The organism is Rahnella perminowiae, assembly GCF_019049755.1.
GTDB lineage: Bacteria > Pseudomonadota > Gammaproteobacteria > Enterobacterales > Enterobacteriaceae > Rahnella > Rahnella perminowiae.
In genome coordinates, this window is record NZ_JAFMOS010000555.1 from 1 (window position 1) to 18578 (window position 18578).

Consider the following 18578-nt stretch of genomic DNA (forward strand, 5'->3'; position numbering starts at 1 on the left):
ATAAAATACTTATTTATCTGCAAAAGATATTTTATTTTTTTAGGGAGGAAAGAGACTATTTGTTTGATGAATGGAAGTACAAAAAGTTGCCCGAATATTCAAAGAAAAGCCAGCTCAAGGGAGATTGAGCTGGCCAAGGAGGTGGTTCCTAGTGTAGTCCGGTGCTTTATTTTGCATTCGAAGTAAATTGCGAATGCATATTAACCAGCTACTCTAAAAATAGATGTGATCGAATTCTTATTTTCGAAGAATTCCTTATTTTGAATGCGGATTCCGGGTGTCGGTTTCTTGCAGATTACGCAACAAAATAGCGAATTCCAGGCTGACATCTTCCGGCAGCGCAACATAAACGAAGTGGCCATTACCCGGTGCCACGTCGGTCGGCTGACCTTTTTTGTTGCGTAACGCGTCGAGTGTGAACTGAACGTTGCCCTGCGGCGTCATCATTTCCACGCTGTCGCCGACGCTGAACTTATTTTTTACGTCGATTTCTGCCCAGCCATCTTTACGGTTACCGGTAAATTCACCGACAAATTGCTGGCGGTCACTGACCGAGAAACCGTATTCGTAGTTCTGTTGTGCGTCATGTGTATGACGGCGCAGAAAACCTTCGGTATAACCGCGATGCGCCAGGCCTTCCAGCGTTGACAGCAGCGTCGGGTCAAACGGTTTTCCGGCCACTGCGTCGTCAATGGCACGGCGATAAACCTGTGCGGTGCGGGCGCAATAATAGAAGGATTTGGTACGGCCTTCTATTTTCAGCGAATGTACGCCCATTTTAGTCAGGGTTTCCACATGCTGAATCGCACGCAGGTCCTTAGAATTCATAATATAAGTGCCATGCTCATCTTCAAAAGCACTCATGTATTCACCCGGACGCATCGCTTCTTCCAGCATAAATACTTTATCCGTCGGCTGGCCGATGCCTAACGTGGGTTCTGCGGCTTCTACCTGCTGAACCGGGATCGGTTCGTATTGGTGCACGATGTTGCCGATGGCGTCTTCTTTGCCTTCCTGAACTTTATACTCCCAACGGCAGGCGTTGGTGCAGGTCCCCTGATTCGGATCGCGTTTATTGATATAACCGGAAAGCAGACAGCGGCCGGAATACGCCATGCACAGTGCACCGTGCACGAAAATTTCTATTTCCATGTCCGGCACCTGAGCACGGATTTCAGCGATCTCTTCAAGCGACAGCTCGCGGGACAAAATGACGCGCGTCAGCCCCATTTGTTTCCAGAATTTCACTGTTGCCCAGTTCACGGCGTTAGCCTGCACCGAGAGGTGAATATCCATTTGCGGGAACGCTTCGCGTACCATCATGATAAGGCCCGGATCGGACATGATCAGGGCGTCCGGTCCCATATCTATCACCGGTTGTAAATCACGGATAAAGGTTTTGAGCTTGGCGTTATGCGGGGCGATATTGACCACCACATAGAATTTTTTACCCAGGGCGTGGGCTTCGTTAATGCCTGTTTCCAGGTTCTGGTGGTTAAATTCGTTATTACGCACACGCAGGCTGTAGCGGGGCTGGCCGGCATAAACCGCATCAGCACCGTAGGCAAAAGCATAACGCATATTTTTCAGGGAGCCGGCAGGGGACAGCAGTTCCGGAACAAAAGAATCGCGGGTAAACATAGTCAATCTCAGTCTGATCACAAGTCAGGGCCGTCCCGGATGCGGGGCGACGAAAGGTCAGAATTGTAACGTCTGAGTTGTTTAAAAGCAGCCAGTTCGTGTGGGTATTTGAAGTTTTACCGGGGCAGATCAATTTTTGGATCCTGAGGTTGCAGCAGGAAATGTAGCAACCTCAGGATAACGAGGTCAGGCGATTTGCTGGGTGAGATCACGGATCTCCGGGCTTAGCCCGTTTTTGATAACGGACAGCACCCCTTTTTTAGCGGTGCGGGGTGCGGTGTACATCTCGCTTATGGCAATGACCTGATGATTTTTTGCTTTCAGGACAAAGTAAAACTGCCCGTCTTTCGTGGGTTTGATCTCGTACTGGGCTTCTTCTGAGACGTTGTTTTGTACCGATAAGATGCCGTTTTCCGCTGATGCTTTGCTGGCATACATTTCACTGGTGAGAAGAATCTCTCCGTTACCGGCTTTAAGGATAAAGTGATATTGCCCGTTCCTCGCCTTAATCAGCTCATAGTGGCTATTAGCCATAAAGGTAATCTCCATAAGAGGGGTTATTTTTCAGAAATAAGTGTAGTTAATGGAGACTTTTTCGCGGCGATAGCGGAAATTTAAGGTATGAAATGTGAGCTGGCCGACAGACTTCCAGTAACTTTACAAACCTGAGTTGCCGGCCCGAAGAACATTAAACTAAATGGCAAGGCTCCGCTTCCCAACGGTAACCGACGCCGTATACCGCGCGGATAAATGCCTTTTCACCATCAAGTGATTCGAGCTTACGGCGCAGGTTTTTGATGTGGCTGTCGATGGTGCGATCCGTCACAACGCGGTAATCGTCATAAAGATTATTGAGCAGCACTTCCCGGGTAAAGACATAACCGGGTTTCACAGACAGGGTTTTTAACAGACGAAATTCCGCCGGAGTCAGCTCAAGTTCGTGTCCCTGAAAAGTGGCCTGAAAGCGAGCCTCATCAATATGCAGGCCGGTATCTTTTGTCACGTGCTCATCCGGACGCACACAACGGCGCAGGATAACCTTCACGCGCGCGACCACTTCCCGCGGGCTATAAGGCTTACAGATATAATCATCTGCGCCAATTTCCAGCCCGAGCAGACGGTCAATTTCTTCCGTTTTGGCAGTCACCATCATGACCGGCACATCGGAGAACTGGCGGATGTCACGGCATATCGTTAAACCACTGCTGCCCGGCAGCATCAGATCCAGCAGAATCAGTGCCGGGGGCTGGGTTTTAACCAGCGTAACCACGTCGTTGCCGTCGGGTAACCACTGCGTGGCATAACCTGCCGCTTCGAGATAATCAATCAGTAACTGGGCGAGTTTAGGCTCATCCTCCACGATCAGGATTTTCAACGGCGCAGGGCCGGACAATGCAGAGTCGTTCATTCAGTTTCTCGGGCCATGTGGGACAGAAAGAGGCAGGACGACCGTAATGCGTACGCCACCCGCCGGGGAGTGGCTTGCGCTGATCTGCCCGCCGTGGGCTTCGACGATATTCTGGCAAATTGCCAGACCTAAACCCGAGCCGCCGCTGGCGCGGTTACGCGAGCCTTCGGTACGGTAAAACCGTTCAAAAATACGGATGAGCTGCTCATCGCTGATGCCCGGCGCGCTGTCCTGGAAAATCAGATTCAGCGTTTTTTCACAGATTTCTCCCAGGATTTCCAGGCCGCCATTCGGATCAGTATAGCGCAGGCTGTTTTCCAGCAGATTATTGAAAAGCTGCGACAGCCGCTGCGGGTCACCAAAGACTTCAGCACTTTCCGGCAGATGGCTGTTGAGCGTTAACTGTTTGCTGTGGAAACGTTCACGCGAGCCGGCCTCGGCCAGTTGTAGCAGATGTACAACGTCGGTATCGACTTTGCGATAAGCCAGCGCACCGGCATCTGACAGAGAAAGCTGATGCAGATCATCGACCAGTTTGGTCAGAATCGCCACTTCAGATTGCAGCGATTCCAGTGAACCGACGGTCATTTTACGCACACCATCCTGCATGGCTTCCAGCTCACCGCGCAATACCGCCAGCGGGGTGCGTAACTCATGGGAAATATCTGCCATAAATGCCCGGCGCATCTGTTCGTTTTTCTCCAGCGTCATTGCCAGCTGGTTAAAGTCCTGCGCCAGTTTCCCCAGTTCATCTTCACTGTCGACTTCCACGCGGGTGCTGAAATTTCCCGCAGCAAGCTGATGGGTGCCATTAACCAGCCGTTTTACCGGCGCGAGCATACCGCGAGATAACACCCAGGTTACGACGGCGGCCAGCAGTGCGGTAAAAGCGACAATCATCCAGCTGGTGCGGCTCTGCTGACGCTCGAAGTTGATATCGGCATCGCGGGTCAGGCGCTCAGCGGGCGTGGAAATCACTGAACCGATGATCACGCCATTGACGGTCATCACGCGACGCGGCCCTTGCAGATCGGGCGGGACCGGTTGATCGTAACCGCCGATCCGGCGATCGTGACTGTCGAGGATCCAGAATTTTGTCCGCCAGCCCTGTGGCGGCATTTTCGAACTGCTGTTTTGTTCAAATGAGCGCATCAGCTGGTAGATCAACCGATCATTTGTTTCCAGAAACTCCCAGCTGCCATGCTGCTTGTATTGCTCCTGCAACGTGTCCGCTAACAGTTCGACGCGCTGTTCGTTGCTTTGGCGGATATAGTCAATAAAGCCTCTTTCGAAGCTCATCCGCACGCCCCAGTTCATGATGATCAACACCAGTGCGCAGGTACAAAAGATGGCCATAAACAGCTTGGCGGTGATACCAGGTTTCATGATTTTCTCATCGGATCGGGGGAAGCGGCCGCCGCACGACGCCGGTTAATGATGGCGTTTTTCTGCCTGTCAGGCGGCACTTTGGAAAATACCCAGGCAGGCAGGGCAATCACCAGCGCCATCGACATATAGCAATACAGAAAAGCGGTGTGCAGGGTACTGCTGTCAGGTGTCATTGCTTGCTGGTGTGCGAACAGGCCAATCAGTAAACCGGCAACGCTGACACCGAGGCTCATTGACAATTGCATGATCATCGACAGTAAGCTATTGCCACTGCTGGCAAGGCGTGGCGGTAAATCTTTAAGTGTCAGGGTATTCATCGACGAGAAGCGCAGCGAGTTCACCATTCCCTGGAAGAACAGCACAATCGGGATCATCCATACGGCGCCGTAAATCGCCACCAGCGGAAAAATCAGGGTAATCAATGCCAGCAGCAATGTGGCGCTGACCAGTGCCGAACGATAACCCAGCTGATTAACCAGCCGGACCACCACGCGTTTCATCCCCATGCTGCCCAGCACCATTGGGATCATCATCAGTCCGGCATGGAAGGGCGTAAAGCCCATCCCAAGTTGCAGGAAGACCGGTGTCATAAACGGCAGCATGCCGCTGCCGATACGCCCCAGCAAGCTGCCGGTCAGGCCAATTTTAAAAGACGGTGTATGGAACAGGCGCAAGGAAAACAGTGCTGAAAGATTACCGCGAGCATGTAACCAGTAAATGCCCAGCGCGGCACCACCGGCGATGACCAGTAATACGATTTCCAGCGCCGTCAGCCCCATGCTGCGGCTGCCTTCCAGCGCCAGCGTCAGCGTGGCCATACACACTGCCAGCATAACAAACCCGCTGATATCAAAGCGCCGGGTTTGCATTTTATAGTTCGGCATGATCATTAATGTGGCGATGCATCCGGCCAGACCGACCGGCAAATTGATCAGGAAAATCCAGTGCCAGCTTGCATATTGCACCAGAAAACCGCCTAACGCCGGGCCCAGTAACGGGCCGACCTGACCGGGCAATGTCACCATTGTCATCGCTGCCATGTATTCGCTGCGCGGGACAATTTTCAGCACTGTTAGCCGGCCAACAGGCACCATCATCGCGCCGCCAATCCCCTGAACGATGCGTGACATCACCAGTTCGCGCAGGCTTTCCGATTGTGCGCACAGCAGCGAACCGAGCGTGAACAGCACAATGGCTGAAAAAAATACCCACTTAACCCCGACTTTGTCCGCCAGCCAGCCACTCGCCGGTAACATCACCGCGACCGTCAGCACATAAGCCACAATGACCGAATGCATGTGCAGCGGATTTTCACCCAGACTGCGGGCCATCGACGGCAGGGCAGTATTAACGATCGTAGTGTCAAGGGCCTGCATAAAAAAGCCAAAGGCGACGATCCATAATTGCCAGCGAACTGAAGCTGGCAGCGGCGTGGAAGGAGGTAAAGTGTCAGTGTTTTCAGATTTCATGAGTCATCACATCAGCACAATCATTGTTGCGGTATTTCAGGCGGGAATTAACCTGCAGACCGGCTTACAGTGTAGCCAGAATGTTTCAGCAGAAAATGGAGGAAATAAGGAGAGTCTTTCCCATTTTTTGACAATACTTCTGACTATAAAGAATAGCTTTCAGCCTGACATTTTATATCAAAATGCTAAGGTTGACCTTTGACCATCAACCGTTCGCATGCAAAGTAAGTCTGATCTGAGCGTTTAAAAGGGAGATAATGATGAACAAAAGAGAACTGGGTCGTACAGGTATCCAGGTGCCGCCGTTAACCTTCGGTGGCAATGTATTTGGCTGGACCGTCGATCAGGCAGCCTCGTTTAACCTGCTGGATGCCTTGCTGGATCATCAACTGAATTTCATTGACACAGCTGACGTCTATTCGAGCTGGGTTGAAGGTAATAAAGGGGGCGAATCCGAAACCATTATCGGTAACTGGCTGAAAAAAACCGGTAAGCGTGACCAGATTATTCTCGCCACCAAAGTCGGAAAACCGATGGGTGAGGGAAAAGTCGGGTTGTCGCCACGCTATATCAAAGAGGCGGTAGAGGCCTCGCTGAAGCGTCTGCAAACGGATTATATTGATTTGTATCAGTCACATGATGACGATGCCGATACACCGCTGGCTGAAACCATGGCGGCGTTTGACCGGCTTATTAAAGAAGGGAAAGTGCGTGCCGTTGGGGCATCCAACTACAGCGCACCACGTCTGGTTGAAGCGCTGAAAGTCAGTCAGGAAAACGGACTGGCGCGTTATGAAACGCTGCAACCGCAATATAATTTGTATGACCGTAAAGTATATGAAGAAGCGCTGGAAAAAGTCGTGACGGATAACGGCTTAGGTGTCATCAACTTCTATGGCCTGGCAGCCGGTTTTCTGACCGGGAAGTACCGTACCAGGGCCGATGCAGGGAAGAGTAAACGCGGTGAAAGTGTTATTGCGCGTTGCCTGAATGAGCGTGGCCTGAAAATACTGGCCGGATTGGATCAGGTTGCCGGTAAGCATGGTGCTCAGCCGGGACAGGTAGCACTGGCCTGGCAGATTGCCCGTCCGGGTATCACTTCACCGATTGTCAGTGCGACCTCTCTGCAACAGCTAAACGAACTGGCGCAGGCTGCGACCCTGAAGCTGGATGAGTCTGATATCAGGACGTTAAATGATGCCAGTGCCTGGTAAGTCCTGGCTCTGAACCATAAAAAACCGCCTGGATTCAGGCGGTTTGCGTTTATCGGTCTCTTTAAATCCTAACGGAATAACGTTTGGGCCCAGCGTGCCAGACCTGCCGTAACCGAGCCGAAATCATTTCCTCCAACCAGCGGGATCCCGGGTAACTGCGCCTGCAAAGCGGCGCGCAGCAACGGTGAACGTGCACTGCCACCGGTCAGGTAAATCACATCCGGTTTAATTTCGCTGCTGGCGAGTGCCAGACTGACCTGCTCCTGAATACGTTCCAGGGGCTGAGAAATCGCGTCACTCAGTTGCTGCTGGGTAATGGTTTCTGCCAGACCCGATTCAATGAAGTCCATGGCTGCCGTCACGCTTTCACGTTCAGACAATGCAATCTTACTTTCTTCCGCTGCACGAACCAGACGGTAGCTCAGACGTTGTTGCTGAACTTTCAGCAGGCGTTTGATCAAATCAGGCTGCGCTGCATCACGGATCAGATCACGTAACATGCGGCCGTTCGCCACACTATAGAAATCCAGTTGCGCCGGAACATCGTTGGTCGCGACGGCATTCCAGTAAGGCAGGGCCGGGATAGCGATACCTTTCTGGGTTTCACTGCCCATACCAAATTGTGGAGTCAGCTGTTTGAATGCGGTCATGATATCCAGATCATTACCGCCGATGCGGCAACCACTATGACCAAGCAAGCTGTTCTGACGCTCTGCTTTATCACGCCATTGTGGCCCCATCAGCAGTACCGAGCAGTCAGTCGTGCCGCCGCCGATATCGACAACCAGCACCGTTTTCTCTTCGGTCAGTGTGGCTTCGAAATCCAGACCGGCCGCGACCGGTTCAAACTGGAAAGCGATATCACGAAAACCCGCACGTTCTGCCGCACGCTGCAAAATACCTTGTGCCTGAGCATTGGCTTCATCACCGCCCATGCCCTGGAAGTTAATCGGGCGGCCAATAACCGCCTGTTCAATACTTTCCTGCAGGACAGACTCAGCCTGACGTTTGATGTGGAACATCATCGCGCAAACCAGATCTTCGAACAGGGCGATCTGTTGTGGCTTCAGGCCGTTTGCGCCGAGGAACGATTTGGGAGAACGCACAAAGTACACTTCTTCCGGATCTTCCATATAGGTCGAAAGTGCCCGCAAACCGAAGTTTACGCTGTTGGCATTAACCGGGATATCTTCCTCGCGGTTAAAGCTGATACTGCGACGCAGCAGCGCCAGATTTTCATCACTGCCTGCGGGAACCTGCCCGTGACGGTTCAGCCATTCGCTGACCGCTTCACGTGTCGGTGCACAAAGCATGGAGGGTAAGTAAGGATCGTTATTTTCTAGCGCCAGAAGGTGAGCGTTATCGTCACGCATCACTGCAACGGAGCAATTCGCTGTACCGTAGTCAAATCCAATAAACATCATTGTTCCCCATGCCAAAGAAGGGACGGGACTTTACCGGAGAGAGGGCGATTCATCAAGTCAGATAGGATGCGCAATGAAGAGGAAATCCCTCTCCTGGGGAGAGGGAATCAAGTACAGAGAATTACTTCAGCAATGCCTGCGCTTTAGCGACGACATTATCAGCGGTAAAACCGAACTCTTTAAACAGTTGCTCGGCTGGCGCAGATTCCCCGAAGGTTGTCATGCCGACAATGGCACCATTGAGGCCGACATATTTGTACCAGTAATCGGCGATACCCGCTTCAACCGCAACCCTTGCGGTCACGGCTTTCGGCAGAACCGATTCGCGGTAAGCCGCGTCCTGTTGGTCGAAGACATCGGCAGACGGCATGGAAACCACGCGTACTTTGGTGCCTGCGGCAGCCAGAATGTCCGCAGCTTCTACCGTGATGCCCACTTCCGAACCGGTGGCAATCAGGATCACCTCCGGCGTACCGTCAGAATCTTTCAGTACATAACCGCCGCGTGCAACGTTAGCCAGCTGTTCCGCCGTACGCGGCTGCTGGGTCAGGTTCTGACGCGAGAAGATGAGCGCAGAAGGGCCGTCAGTACGTTCGATGGCGTATTTCCAGGCGATAGCCGACTCCACCTGATCACCCGGACGCCATGTGTTCATATTTGGCGTCACGCGCAGGCTGGCCATTTGTTCTACCGGCTGGTGCGTAGGGCCATCCTCACCCAGACCGATTGAATCATGGGTGTACACAAACACGTTGCGGATCTTCATCAGTGCCGCAAGACGAACGGCGTTACGTGCATATTCCACAAACATCAGGAATGTCGCGGAGTACGGCAGGAAACCGCCATGCAAAGCGATACCATTAGTAATGGCGGTCATGCCAAATTCACGAACACCGTAGTGAATGTAGTTACCCGCCTGATCATCACCGATGGATTTGGAACCAGACCACATTGTCAGGTTACTTGGCGCGAGGTCAGCGGAGCCGCCAAGGAATTCCGGCAGAATTTTACCGAAGGATTCCAGCGTATTCTGCGAGGCTTTACGACTGGCAATATTGGCCGGTTTCGCCTGCAATTCTTCGATGTATTTCTGCGATTCGTTTTGCCATTGCGCAGGCAATTTGCCGCTCATGCGGCGCTCAAATTCTGCGGCCAGTGCCGGATAGGCTTTGGCATACGCGGCAAACTTCTCATTCCAGGCTTTCTCTTTCGCTTTGCCGGCTTCTTTGGCATCCCACTGGTCATAAATATCCTGTGGGATTTCGAAAGGCGGGTAGTGCCAGCCGATATGTTCACGGGTGGCTGCAACTTCATCATCACCCAGCGCAGCACCGTGGGCACCGTGAGTACCGGCTTTGTTCGGTGAACCGAAAGCAATGACGGTTTTGCACAGCAACAGTGACGGTTTGTCAGTGACTTTGCGGGCTTCTTCGATAGCCGCTTTCACCGCGTCAGGATCGTGCCCGTCAATACCGCGGATCACATGCCAGTGATAGGCTTCGAAGCGTTTGGCGGTGTCATCGGTGAACCAGCCTTCAACATGACCGTCGATAGAGATACCGTTGTCATCATAAAACGCAATCAGCTTGCCGAGTTTCATGGTGCCGGCAAGCGAACAGGCTTCGTGTGAGATACCTTCCATCATGCAACCGTCGCCTAAAAAGACGTAGGTATAGTGGTCGACGATGTCGTGATTTTCACGGTTAAACTGAGCCGCAAGTGTACGTTCGGCAATCGCGAAACCTACGGCGTTCGCAATCCCCTGACCCAGCGGGCCGGTGGTGGTTTCCACGCCCGGCGTATAGCCAAATTCCGGATGTCCTGGCGTTTTAGAATGCAGCTGGCGGAAGTTTTCCAGCTCTTTCATCGGCAGATCGTAACCCGTCAGATGCAGCAGGCTGTATTGCAGCATTGAACCGTGGCCGTTTGACATCAGGAAGCGGTCGCGATCGACCCATTTAGGGTTGGTTGGATTGTGATTCATATAATCACGCCACAACACTTCAGCGATATCCGCCATTCCCATGGGGGCTCCGGGATGGCCTGAGTTCGCTTTTTGAACGGCATCCATGCTCAGTGCACGGATCGCATTTGCGAGTTCTTTACGAGAGGGCATATTCACTCCATCTGTTTTTTTCAACGCTAAAATTCAAAACTTACATTCAGTTAAAACTAAAGTTGTGCCGACAGCATATCTTCGAGTTTCTTCTGATCGACGGCAAATGAACGGATACCTTCGGCCAGTTTTTCTACGGCCATAGCATCCTGATGATGCTCCCAGAGGAATTCAGCCTGTGTCAGCGGTGCCGGCTTTTTATCTGCCTGAGAAGACGGCTGCAGTTTGCGTTCAACCGGTGCATCACTGGCTTTCAGTTCTTCCAGCAGGTTTGGTGAAATCGTCAGGCGGTCACAACCTGCCAGGGCCAGAATTTGTTCCACTTTGCGAAAACTCGCGCCCATGATGACAGTCTCGTAACCGTGGGATTTGTAGTAGTCGTAGATATTCCGGACAGATTCTACGCCCGGATCTTTTTCGACGTCGTAGGTGGCGTTGGGCTCTTTGGCTTTGTACCAGTCATAGATACGGCCAACAAAAGGCGAAATCAGATATACCCCGGCTTCGGCGCAGGCCCGTGCCTGAGCAAAAGAGAACAGCAAGGTCAGATTGCAGTTGATGCCTTCTTTTTCCAGTTCATTAGCGGCCTGGATACCTTCCCACGTTGATGCCAGTTTAATCAGGATGCGCGATTTATCGATGCCATGATCCTGATATAAACCGATCAGTTTGCGGGCTTTTTCGATACACAAATCCCGGTTAAATGACAGGCGGGCATCCACTTCTGTCGAGACGCGCCCCGGCACACTTTTCAGGATTTCGGCCCCGATATTAACGGCCAGTTTATCTGTCGCATTGATCACCTGAGTTTCTTTGCTGCCACCTTGCTTGCGGGCGTAGTCCAGCGCGTCTTTAATCAGGTTTTGGTACTGCGGCAGGTCGGCTGCTTTGAGGATCAGCGAAGGATTGGTCGTCGCATCCTGAGGCTCGAAATGACGGATAGATTCAATGTCACCGCTGTCGGCAACGACGGTGGTGATTTTTTTTAGTGCGTCTAACTGGTTCATCTCTTAGCTCCTTGGCGAGAAAAAACGATACAGCAATAAGGTCTGACGACTCTCTTTCGTAGGGCTCCTACCCTGCATCATTCGGTTAACAAACTGAATGCGCTTTTTCTGATTACTGCAATGGGTCTCAACAATGGCGGCCCTGTTGCCCGACAAACTGAGCGTCTGGCGAGAAAAGCGCAAGGACAAACTTTAAGCTTAGTGCATTTTTACGAGACGTCTTCCATGAATGAAAAGTAATCAATGTAACGGCTAAGTTTTGGTCGTGATTCACCCTTAGCCATGGCAGGGTTATCTATACTTGTCAGCAGGAAAATCAGATGCTGATATTTCCCGTACCCTGTTGTCTCTGCAAAAAATAAGAAACACGAAAAGGATCCTGCAATGGACGAACAACTCAAACAAAGTGCGCTCGATTTTCATGAGTTTCCGGTGCCTGGCAAAATTCAGGTTTCACCCACCAAGCCTCTCGCGACACAACGTGATCTGGCGCTGGCCTATTCTCCGGGCGTTGCCGCTCCCTGTCTGGAGATCGCTAAAGATCCGCTGGCGGCTTACCGGTACACCGCACGCGGCAATCTGGTGGCGGTGATTTCCAACGGTACCGCTGTTCTCGGGCTGGGAAATATCGGTGCCCTGGCCGGGAAACCGGTGATGGAAGGTAAGGGCGTATTGTTCAAAAAATTCGCCGGTATTGATGTGTTTGATATTGAAGTGGATGAGAACGATCCCGATAAACTGATCGATGTGATCGCCGCGCTGGAGCCGACGTTCGGCGGCATCAACCTTGAAGATATCAAAGCGCCGGAGTGCTTTTACATTGAGAAAAAGCTCCGGGAGCGCATGAAAATTCCGGTGTTTCATGACGATCAACACGGCACCGCCATTATCTGTACCGCCGCAGTGTTAAATGGTCTGCGCGTGGTGGGGAAAAGCATTTCCGATGTGCGGCTGGTCGTTTCAGGGGCGGGGGCTTCTGCCATTGCGTGCCTGAATTTACTGGTGGCGCTGGGACTGAAACGCCATAACATCACGGCCTGCGACTCCCGTGGTGTGATTTATCAGGGGCGCGAAGACAACATGGCTGAAACCAAAGCGGCTTATGCGATTGAAGATAACGGCCAGCGCACGCTGGGGGATGCAATCCCGGACGCCGATATTTTTCTGGGGTGTTCCGGCCCCGGAGTTTTGACGCAGGAGATGGTGAAAACCATGGCCAAAGATCCGCTGATCCTGGCGCTGGCTAACCCTGAGCCGGAGATTTTACCGCCGCTGGCAAAAGCGGTGCGACCCGACGCCATTATCTGTACCGGCCGTTCGGATTATCCGAATCAGGTGAATAATGTCTTGTGCTTCCCGTTCATTTTCCGTGGTGCGCTGGATGTCGGGGCAACCACCATCAATGAAGAAATGAAACTGGCCTGTGTTCATGCTATCGCGGATCTGGCAATGGCCGAACAAAGCGATGTGGTGGCTTCCGCTTACGGTGAAGAAGAGCTGTCTTTCGGACCTGAATATATTATTCCTAAGCCTTTTGATCCGCGCCTGATCGTGAAAATTGCGCCCGCCGTAGCGAAAGCCGCGATGGAGTCCGGTGTGGCTATGCGCCCGATTGAGGATCTGGAGGCGTATGCCGAAAAACTTACCGAGTTCGTCTACAAAACCAATCTGTTCATGAAGCCTATTTTCTCGCAGGCTAAGAAAGACGCCAAACGGGTGGTAATGGCGGAAGGAGAAGAGGAACGCGTGCTGCACGCTACGCAGGAACTGATTTCCCTCGGGCTGGCGAAGCCGATTCTGGTCGGACGGCCGAGCGTCATTGCCATGCGCATCAAAAAACTCGGTTTGCAACTGGAAGCAGGCCGGGATTTTGAAGTGGTGAACAACGAATCTGATCCGCGTTTTAATGAATACTGGCGCGAATATTATGCGTTGATGAAAAGGCGCGGTGTGTCTCAGGAACAGGCGCGCCGGGCTGTGATCGGCAATCCGACGCTGATTTCTGCCATCATGCTGCTGCGCGGCGAAGCCGATGCGATGATTTGCGGTACGGTTGGTACCTATCATGAGCATTACGATATCGTGGCGAATGTGTTCGGTTTTCGCAAAGGTACGCATGTTGCCGGGGCGATGAATGCGCTGCTGCTGCCGAGCGGCAATACCTTTATTGCTGATACCTACGTCAATGATGATCCAACCCCTGAACAGCTGACAGAAATCACGCTGATGGCAGCAGAAACGGTGAGACGGTTTGGGATTGAGCCGAAAGTCGCGCTGTTGTCGCACTCCAGTTTTGGTACCTCAGACAGCCCGGCCGCGCTGAAAATGCGCCGTACCCTGGAATTGATTCATGAGCGCGATCCTGATCTGGAAATCGACGGTGAGATGCACGGTGACGCGGCGCTGGTGGAAAGTATTCGTCAGGATGTGATGCCGGACAGCCCGCTGAAAGGATCGGCGAATATTCTCATCATGCCGAATATGGAATCGGCGCGCATCAGTTACAACCTGCTGAGGGTATCGTGTTCGGAAGGGGTAACTGTCGGACCGGTCCTGATGGGGGTATCGAAACCGGTACATATTCTGACGCCAATTGCCTCGGTCAGGCGAATAGTCAATATGGTAGCGCTGGCGGTCGTGGAAGCCCAAACCGAACCTTTATAACCACGCAACTGTTAGCGTAAAAAACGGGCATCAAAGCGATGCTCGTTTTTCTCAATCGCCGTCTCAGTATTTCACTTCGCCGATACGCTCCAGCGCATCGACGATCAGATCCCAGAAACGCTGATGGTCGAGTTTGACTGCCACCTGCGTATGGCAATCCGGCGGGGGCGGTGCGCGGAAATCGGCGACGGTCATACCCAGTGTTAAGGTGCCCGTCAGTTCGATATCTACCGGCACCTTTTGCACGGTCATTACGTTCGCATCGATGACATAAGCCACGGCACACGGATCGTGAACCGGCGGTGAATCAAAGCCCTGGCGGTCTTTGTAGCTCAGGCCAAAGAAATCCAGCAGTTCGCCGACAAATTTAGCCGGCTGAGTACCTACAGCGGCGATGCGTGCGGCAACTTCAGGGGTAGCCAGTGCCTGATGGGTTAAATCAAGCCCGACCATCGTCAGCGGCCATTTCTCGTTAAATACAATATGCGCGGCTTCAGGATCAATTTTGATATTGAATTCTGCGACTGCACTCCAGTTTCCCACGTGGTAACCACCGCCCATGAGTACCACTTCTTTCACACGTTCAACAATACGAGGCTCTTTGCGTACAGCCATAGCAATATTGGTCAGCCCGCCGGTGGGCACCAGCGTAATGGTTTTTGGCGGGTGAGACATGATCAGATCAATTATCAGATCGATAGCATGAACAGGTTCAAGAGTGAGGGTCGCTTCCGGTAGCACCGGACCATCCAGACCGGACTCACCATGGATTTCGTCAGCAATTTCAACCTGACGTACCAGCGGACGGGTTGCGCCCGCCGCAAACGGCACGCCAGTCAGGTTAATCACACGTGCCACGGCGAGGGCATTGCGGGTGACTTTCTCCAGCGTCTGATTACCAACGACCGTTGTGACAGCCAGCAGTTCGATGTCGGGGTTACCGTGTGCCAGTAACATCGCGATAGCATCGTCGTGCCCAGGATCGCAATCAAGGATGATCTTTTTGACCATTTTTTACATCCTTTTCAATTTATCCACTTTTATCAGTCCCCAAAATCATTCGAATTGCATGAAGGGGAATTAGTTTTTGGCTTGTTGCAACCACTTATCCAGTTCATTGGCAAATTGCTGACGGTCGCGCTGATTAAGCGCGGGCGGTCCGCCGGTTTGTACGCCACTGGCGCGCATGGTGTCCATAAAATCACGCATGTTCAGGCGTTCTTTGATGGTCTCGGTGGTATAACGCTCACCACGCGGATTCAGCGCCACGCCGCCTTTTTCAATGACTTCCGCTGCCAGCGGAATATCGGCGGTGATCACCAGATCACCTGGCTCAGTGCGTTTTACAATTTCGTTATCTGCTACGTCAAAGCCCGCTTCTACGCGTAAGGTGCGCAGGAATTTTGACGGAGGTGTACGGACGATCTGGTTGGCAACCAGCGTCACCATCATGCCGGTACGTTCGGCGGCGCGGAACAGCACTTCTTTGATGACATTCGGACAGGCGTCTGCATCAACCCAGATTTGCATCAGTTTGGCTCTCCCTTTTCAGCCAGCCAGTCGCGAACCGGCAGAAAGTCGTTATAAAGTGCGGCTTCCGGGCTGCCTTCTTCCGGCTGATAGCCGTATTCCCAACGCACCAGCGGAGGCATCGACATTAAAATAGATTCCGTGCGGCCACGGGTTTGCAGGCCAAACAGGGTTCCGCGATCCCATACCAGATTGAACTCAACGTAACGCCCCCGGCGGTAAAGCTGGAACTGGCGCTCACGCTCGCCCCACGGCAGAGCTTTGCGTTTTTCTACCAGGGGCATATAGGCGTCGGTAAAGCCGTTGCCCACAGCCTGCATGAAACTGAAACAAGTGGCGAAATCCGGCGAATTAAGGTCATCAAAGAATAAGCCGCCGATACCGCGTGCTTCGTTACGGTGTTTAATAAAGAAGTAATCGTCACACCATTTTTTGTATTTCGGATAGACATCATCGCCGAACGGCTGGCAAAGCTGTTGTGCAGTTTGGTGCCAGTGGTGGGCATCTTCTTCAAAACCGTAGTATGGCGTGAGGTCAAAGCCACCGCCAAACCACCAGACCGGCGCTTCACCGGGTTTTTCCGCAATGAAAAAGCGTACGTTGGCATGGCTGGTTGGCACGTAAGGATTCAGCGGATGAATAACGAGTGAAACGCCTATGGCCTGAAAACTGCGACCAGCCAGTTCAGGTCGATGCGCGGTTGCGGAAGCGGGCAGGGTTGCACCGGCAACATGCGAAAAGTTGACACCTGCCTGTTCAAACACTGCGCCATGGGTCAGCACCCGGCTCTGGCCTCCACCACCTTCCTCCCGTACCCATTGATCTTCAGCGAACCGGCCCTTGCCATCGGCGGCAGCCAGTTGCTGGCAAATGTGATCCTGGAGCTTAAGCAGAAAAGTTTTAACTTGCTGGATGTCGGGAATGGATTGGCTCACGGGCAAACTCGCAGACGTTGACTTAAGAGACATTCAGCGCCTTGCGGGCGCTGAATCAAAAAGAGGAAGTGATTATATACCCAAAAACATCCGCGTCGGCTAGAGACGCCTGCTTTTAGCAGCGCAAAGACGTTACCGGGGCTTACGTTCGTTGGCATCGAAGTAACTGAAGAAATTTACGATGCCCTGTGAAATGGCCTGCGCGATTTCACGACGGAACGCCGTAGTGCTGAGTAACTGTTCTTCCTGGTGATTGGTAATAAACGATGTTTCCACCAGAATCGACGGTATCGACGGGGATTTTAATACAGCAAATGCGGCCTGTTCGGTCTGCTGGCTGTGCAGATGGTGTATCGGACGGATTCTGTCGAGCACATGATGCCCCAGTGTCAGACTGTTTTTGATGGTGTCGGTTTGCACCAGATCGAACAATACCTGTTGCAGATAATTATTGTCTTCTTTGGCATATTTCGCGCCCGCGACCAGATCGGCATCGTTTTCTTTTTTAGACATATACCGCGCCATCGCGCTGCTGGCCCCGCGATTAGAGAGGGCGAAAACAGACGCGCCTGAAGCCGTCGGGCTGGTGTAACCATCGGCATGAATCGAAACAAATAAATCGGCCTGATGCTGATGAGCCAGTTCAACCCGCTGATAAAGCGGTATAAAGTGATCAGAGTCGCGGGTCAGTTTAACGTCAATATGACTTTGCTCGCCCAGGAATTCCCGCACATAGTTGGCGATTTCCAGCACGACATGTTTTTCTTCCGAGCCTTCATGACCCACCGCACCGGAATCGATGCCACCGTGTCCGGGGTCAATCATCACCAGTTTTTTCGCACCCGGAAGTTTAGGAGCCGGTGCAGATTGGGTGATGTGTTCATGCTGCGCGGCGCTGGCAGAACGTGAACCGAAAGCGGCAATCGCCAAACCAAGCCCGGAAAGTAGCAGCTGGCGACGGGTGGCGGCGGCAGGCAAAGGCTGGAAATGCAAAAATTTATTCAGGGGGTTTAACATCAGTCCGTTACCGTCAGAAAAAATGCAGAATGCCCTATGTTATAGAGTATCTTTTTTATCGTTTCGACCTGAGAACTATTACTTTTTATGAATAATGTGTCGTGAATGATGTCATGACCGAATAACTATCCAGGACAGACAGAGCGTCATGGTGTTTTATGTAAAGATTTTATCGCTCAAAACGGTTTATAAAGTACACAATTGGTGATTTTGATGTTGCGTATCAAACTGATCACGCGATAATCATATAAACCCCGATTAACAGCGGCGAACAGTGATGGAAATTCGCGTATACCGTCAAGAAGATTTCGAAGAAGTACTGACCTTATGGGAACGCTGCGATTTACTGCGTCCGTGGAATGATCCAGAGCTGGATATTGAACGTAAAATTAACCACAGCCCTGAGTTTTTCCTGGTGGCGGAAGTGGGCGGTGAAGTGGTGGCGACGCTGATGGGCGGCTACGATGGTCATCGCGGATCAGCCAATTATCTGGGGGTACATCCGGATTATCGCGGCCGTGGCATTGCCAATGCGCTGGTAAACCGTCTGGAGAAGAAGTTAATCGCCCGTGGTTGCCCGAAAATGAATTTAATGGTGCGTGCTGAAAACGATGCGGTAGTCAGCATGTATGAAAAACTGGGTTATGAAATTTCGGATACGCTTTTACTGGGTAAACGACTGATCGAAGATCAGGAATACTATACCGTTATTCCGGCGAATAAAAAAGCCCCGGCTGGAGTGATCCGCCGGGGCTTCTTTTTCT

General features: G+C 52.2%; 14 protein-coding genes and 1 pseudogene. 3 read left to right on the forward strand and 12 right to left on the reverse strand.

The window, feature by feature from the left end:
• Positions 1-255 precede the first annotated feature (255 nt).
• From trhP to mdtD, 5 genes are all read right to left on the reverse strand, one after another.
• Positions 256-1641, reverse strand: coding sequence for a prephenate-dependent tRNA uridine(34) hydroxylase TrhP (trhP, locus tag J1785_RS14045; RefSeq protein ID WP_129952175.1), 1386 nt, complete (start codon positions 1639-1641; stop codon positions 256-258).
• Positions 1642-1827: 186 nt separating this feature from the next.
• Positions 1828-2175: a YegP family protein gene (locus tag J1785_RS14050; protein WP_129952176.1), complete on the reverse strand. Its 348-nt coding sequence runs from the start codon at positions 2173-2175 to the stop codon at positions 1828-1830.
• A 154-nt stretch (positions 2176-2329) separates the two neighbouring features.
• The gene (gene baeR, locus J1785_RS14055; RefSeq protein WP_129952177.1) at positions 2330-3049 is read right to left on the reverse strand and encodes an envelope stress response regulator BaeR; all 720 of its coding nucleotides are present in this window, start codon (positions 3047-3049) and stop codon (positions 2330-2332) included.
• A complete protein-coding gene (baeS, locus tag J1785_RS14060) occupies positions 3050-4435 on the reverse strand; it encodes an envelope stress sensor histidine kinase BaeS (protein WP_217219594.1) in 1386 nt (461 codons plus the stop codon).
• Positions 4432-5907, reverse strand: a complete 1476-nt coding sequence (gene mdtD, locus J1785_RS14065) for a multidrug transporter subunit MdtD (protein ID WP_129952179.1) — start codon at positions 5905-5907, stop codon at positions 4432-4434. Before mdtD ends, baeS begins: the two co-directional genes overlap by 4 nt.
• A 260-nt stretch (positions 5908-6167) precedes the next feature.
• Here mdtD and J1785_RS14070 point away from each other — a divergent pair, with 260 nt between their 5' ends.
• Positions 6168-7121, forward strand: a complete 954-nt coding sequence (locus tag J1785_RS14070) for an aldo/keto reductase (protein WP_129991779.1) — start codon at positions 6168-6170, stop codon at positions 7119-7121.
• Between the two features lie 68 nt (positions 7122-7189).
• Here the strand turns inward: J1785_RS14070 and yegD are convergent, their stop codons facing one another.
• The 3 genes from yegD to tal form a co-directional block, all read right to left on the reverse strand.
• A complete protein-coding gene (yegD, locus tag J1785_RS14075) occupies positions 7190-8542 on the reverse strand; it encodes a molecular chaperone (protein ID WP_129952773.1) in 1353 nt (450 codons plus the stop codon).
• 124 nt (positions 8543-8666) lie between these two features.
• Entirely contained in the window at positions 8667-10661 is a 1995-nt protein-coding gene (tkt, locus tag J1785_RS14080) for a transketolase (protein ID WP_129952180.1), read from the reverse strand.
• A 56-nt stretch (positions 10662-10717) separates the two neighbouring features.
• Positions 10718-11668 (reverse strand): transaldolase, encoded by a 951-nt coding sequence (gene tal / locus J1785_RS14085; protein WP_129952181.1) that lies wholly within the window; start codon positions 11666-11668, stop codon positions 10718-10720.
• A gap of 384 nt (positions 11669-12052) precedes the next feature.
• Between tal and maeB the strand changes: the two genes are divergently transcribed.
• Positions 12053-14332 (forward strand): NADP-dependent oxaloacetate-decarboxylating malate dehydrogenase, encoded by a 2280-nt coding sequence (gene maeB / locus J1785_RS14090; RefSeq protein WP_129952182.1) that lies wholly within the window; start codon positions 12053-12055, stop codon positions 14330-14332.
• Positions 14333-14395: 63 nt separating this feature from the next.
• Here the strand turns inward: maeB and uriH are convergent, their stop codons facing one another.
• From uriH to amiA, 4 genes are all read right to left on the reverse strand, one after another.
• Positions 14396-15343: a uridine-preferring nucleoside hydrolase UriH gene (gene uriH / locus J1785_RS14095; RefSeq protein ID WP_129952183.1), complete on the reverse strand. Its 948-nt coding sequence runs from the start codon at positions 15341-15343 to the stop codon at positions 14396-14398.
• Positions 15344-15412: 69 nt separating this feature from the next.
• Positions 15413-15862, reverse strand: a complete 450-nt coding sequence (locus J1785_RS14100) for a YaiI/YqxD family protein (RefSeq protein WP_217219596.1) — start codon at positions 15860-15862, stop codon at positions 15413-15415.
• Entirely contained in the window at positions 15862-16830 is a 969-nt protein-coding gene (hemF, locus tag J1785_RS14105; protein WP_217158044.1) for an oxygen-dependent coproporphyrinogen oxidase, read from the reverse strand. The genes J1785_RS14100 and hemF overlap by 1 nt, the downstream gene beginning before the upstream one ends.
• Positions 16831-16929: 99 nt before the next feature.
• Positions 16930-17814: an N-acetylmuramoyl-L-alanine amidase AmiA gene (gene amiA, locus J1785_RS14110; RefSeq protein WP_217219598.1), complete on the reverse strand. Its 885-nt coding sequence runs from the start codon at positions 17812-17814 to the stop codon at positions 16930-16932.
• A gap of 277 nt (positions 17815-18091) precedes the next feature.
• Here amiA and J1785_RS14115 point away from each other — a divergent pair.
• Positions 18092-18514, forward strand: a pseudogene (locus J1785_RS14115) (GNAT family acetyltransferase); the annotation flags it as partial.
• Positions 18515-18578: the final 64 nt, after the last annotated feature.

Bases quoted from the DNA above. Each gene is read 5' to 3' on its own strand.
- trhP (WP_129952175.1), bottom strand. From the start codon at position 1,641: ATGTTTACCCGCGATTCTTTTGTTCCGGAACTGCTGTCCCCTGCCGGC.
- J1785_RS14050 (WP_129952176.1), bottom strand. From the start codon at position 2,175: ATGGCTAATAGCCACTATGAGCTGATTAAGGCGAGGAACGGGCAATAT.
- baeR (WP_129952177.1), bottom strand. From the start codon at position 3,049: ATGAACGACTCTGCATTGTCCGGCCCTGCGCCGTTGAAAATCCTGATC.
- baeS (WP_217219594.1), bottom strand. From the start codon at position 4,435: ATGAAACCTGGTATCACCGCCAAGCTGTTTATGGCCATCTTTTGTACC.
- mdtD (WP_129952179.1), bottom strand. From the start codon at position 5,907: ATGAAATCTGAAAACACTGACACTTTACCTCCTTCCACGCCGCTGCCA.
- J1785_RS14070 (WP_129991779.1), top strand. From the start codon at position 6,168: ATGAACAAAAGAGAACTGGGTCGTACAGGTATCCAGGTGCCGCCGTTA.
- yegD (WP_129952773.1), bottom strand. From the start codon at position 8,542: ATGTTTATTGGATTTGACTACGGTACAGCGAATTGCTCCGTTGCAGTG.
- tkt (WP_129952180.1), bottom strand. From the start codon at position 10,661: ATGCCCTCTCGTAAAGAACTCGCAAATGCGATCCGTGCACTGAGCATG.
- tal (WP_129952181.1), bottom strand. From the start codon at position 11,668: ATGAACCAGTTAGACGCACTAAAAAAAATCACCACCGTCGTTGCCGAC.
- maeB (WP_129952182.1), top strand. From the start codon at position 12,053: ATGGACGAACAACTCAAACAAAGTGCGCTCGATTTTCATGAGTTTCCG.
- uriH (WP_129952183.1), bottom strand. From the start codon at position 15,343: ATGGTCAAAAAGATCATCCTTGATTGCGATCCTGGGCACGACGATGCT.
- J1785_RS14100 (WP_217219596.1), bottom strand. From the start codon at position 15,862: ATGCAAATCTGGGTTGATGCAGACGCCTGTCCGAATGTCATCAAAGAA.
- hemF (WP_217158044.1), bottom strand. From the start codon at position 16,830: ATGTCTCTTAAGTCAACGTCTGCGAGTTTGCCCGTGAGCCAATCCATT.
- amiA (WP_217219598.1), bottom strand. From the start codon at position 17,814: ATGTTAAACCCCCTGAATAAATTTTTGCATTTCCAGCCTTTGCCTGCC.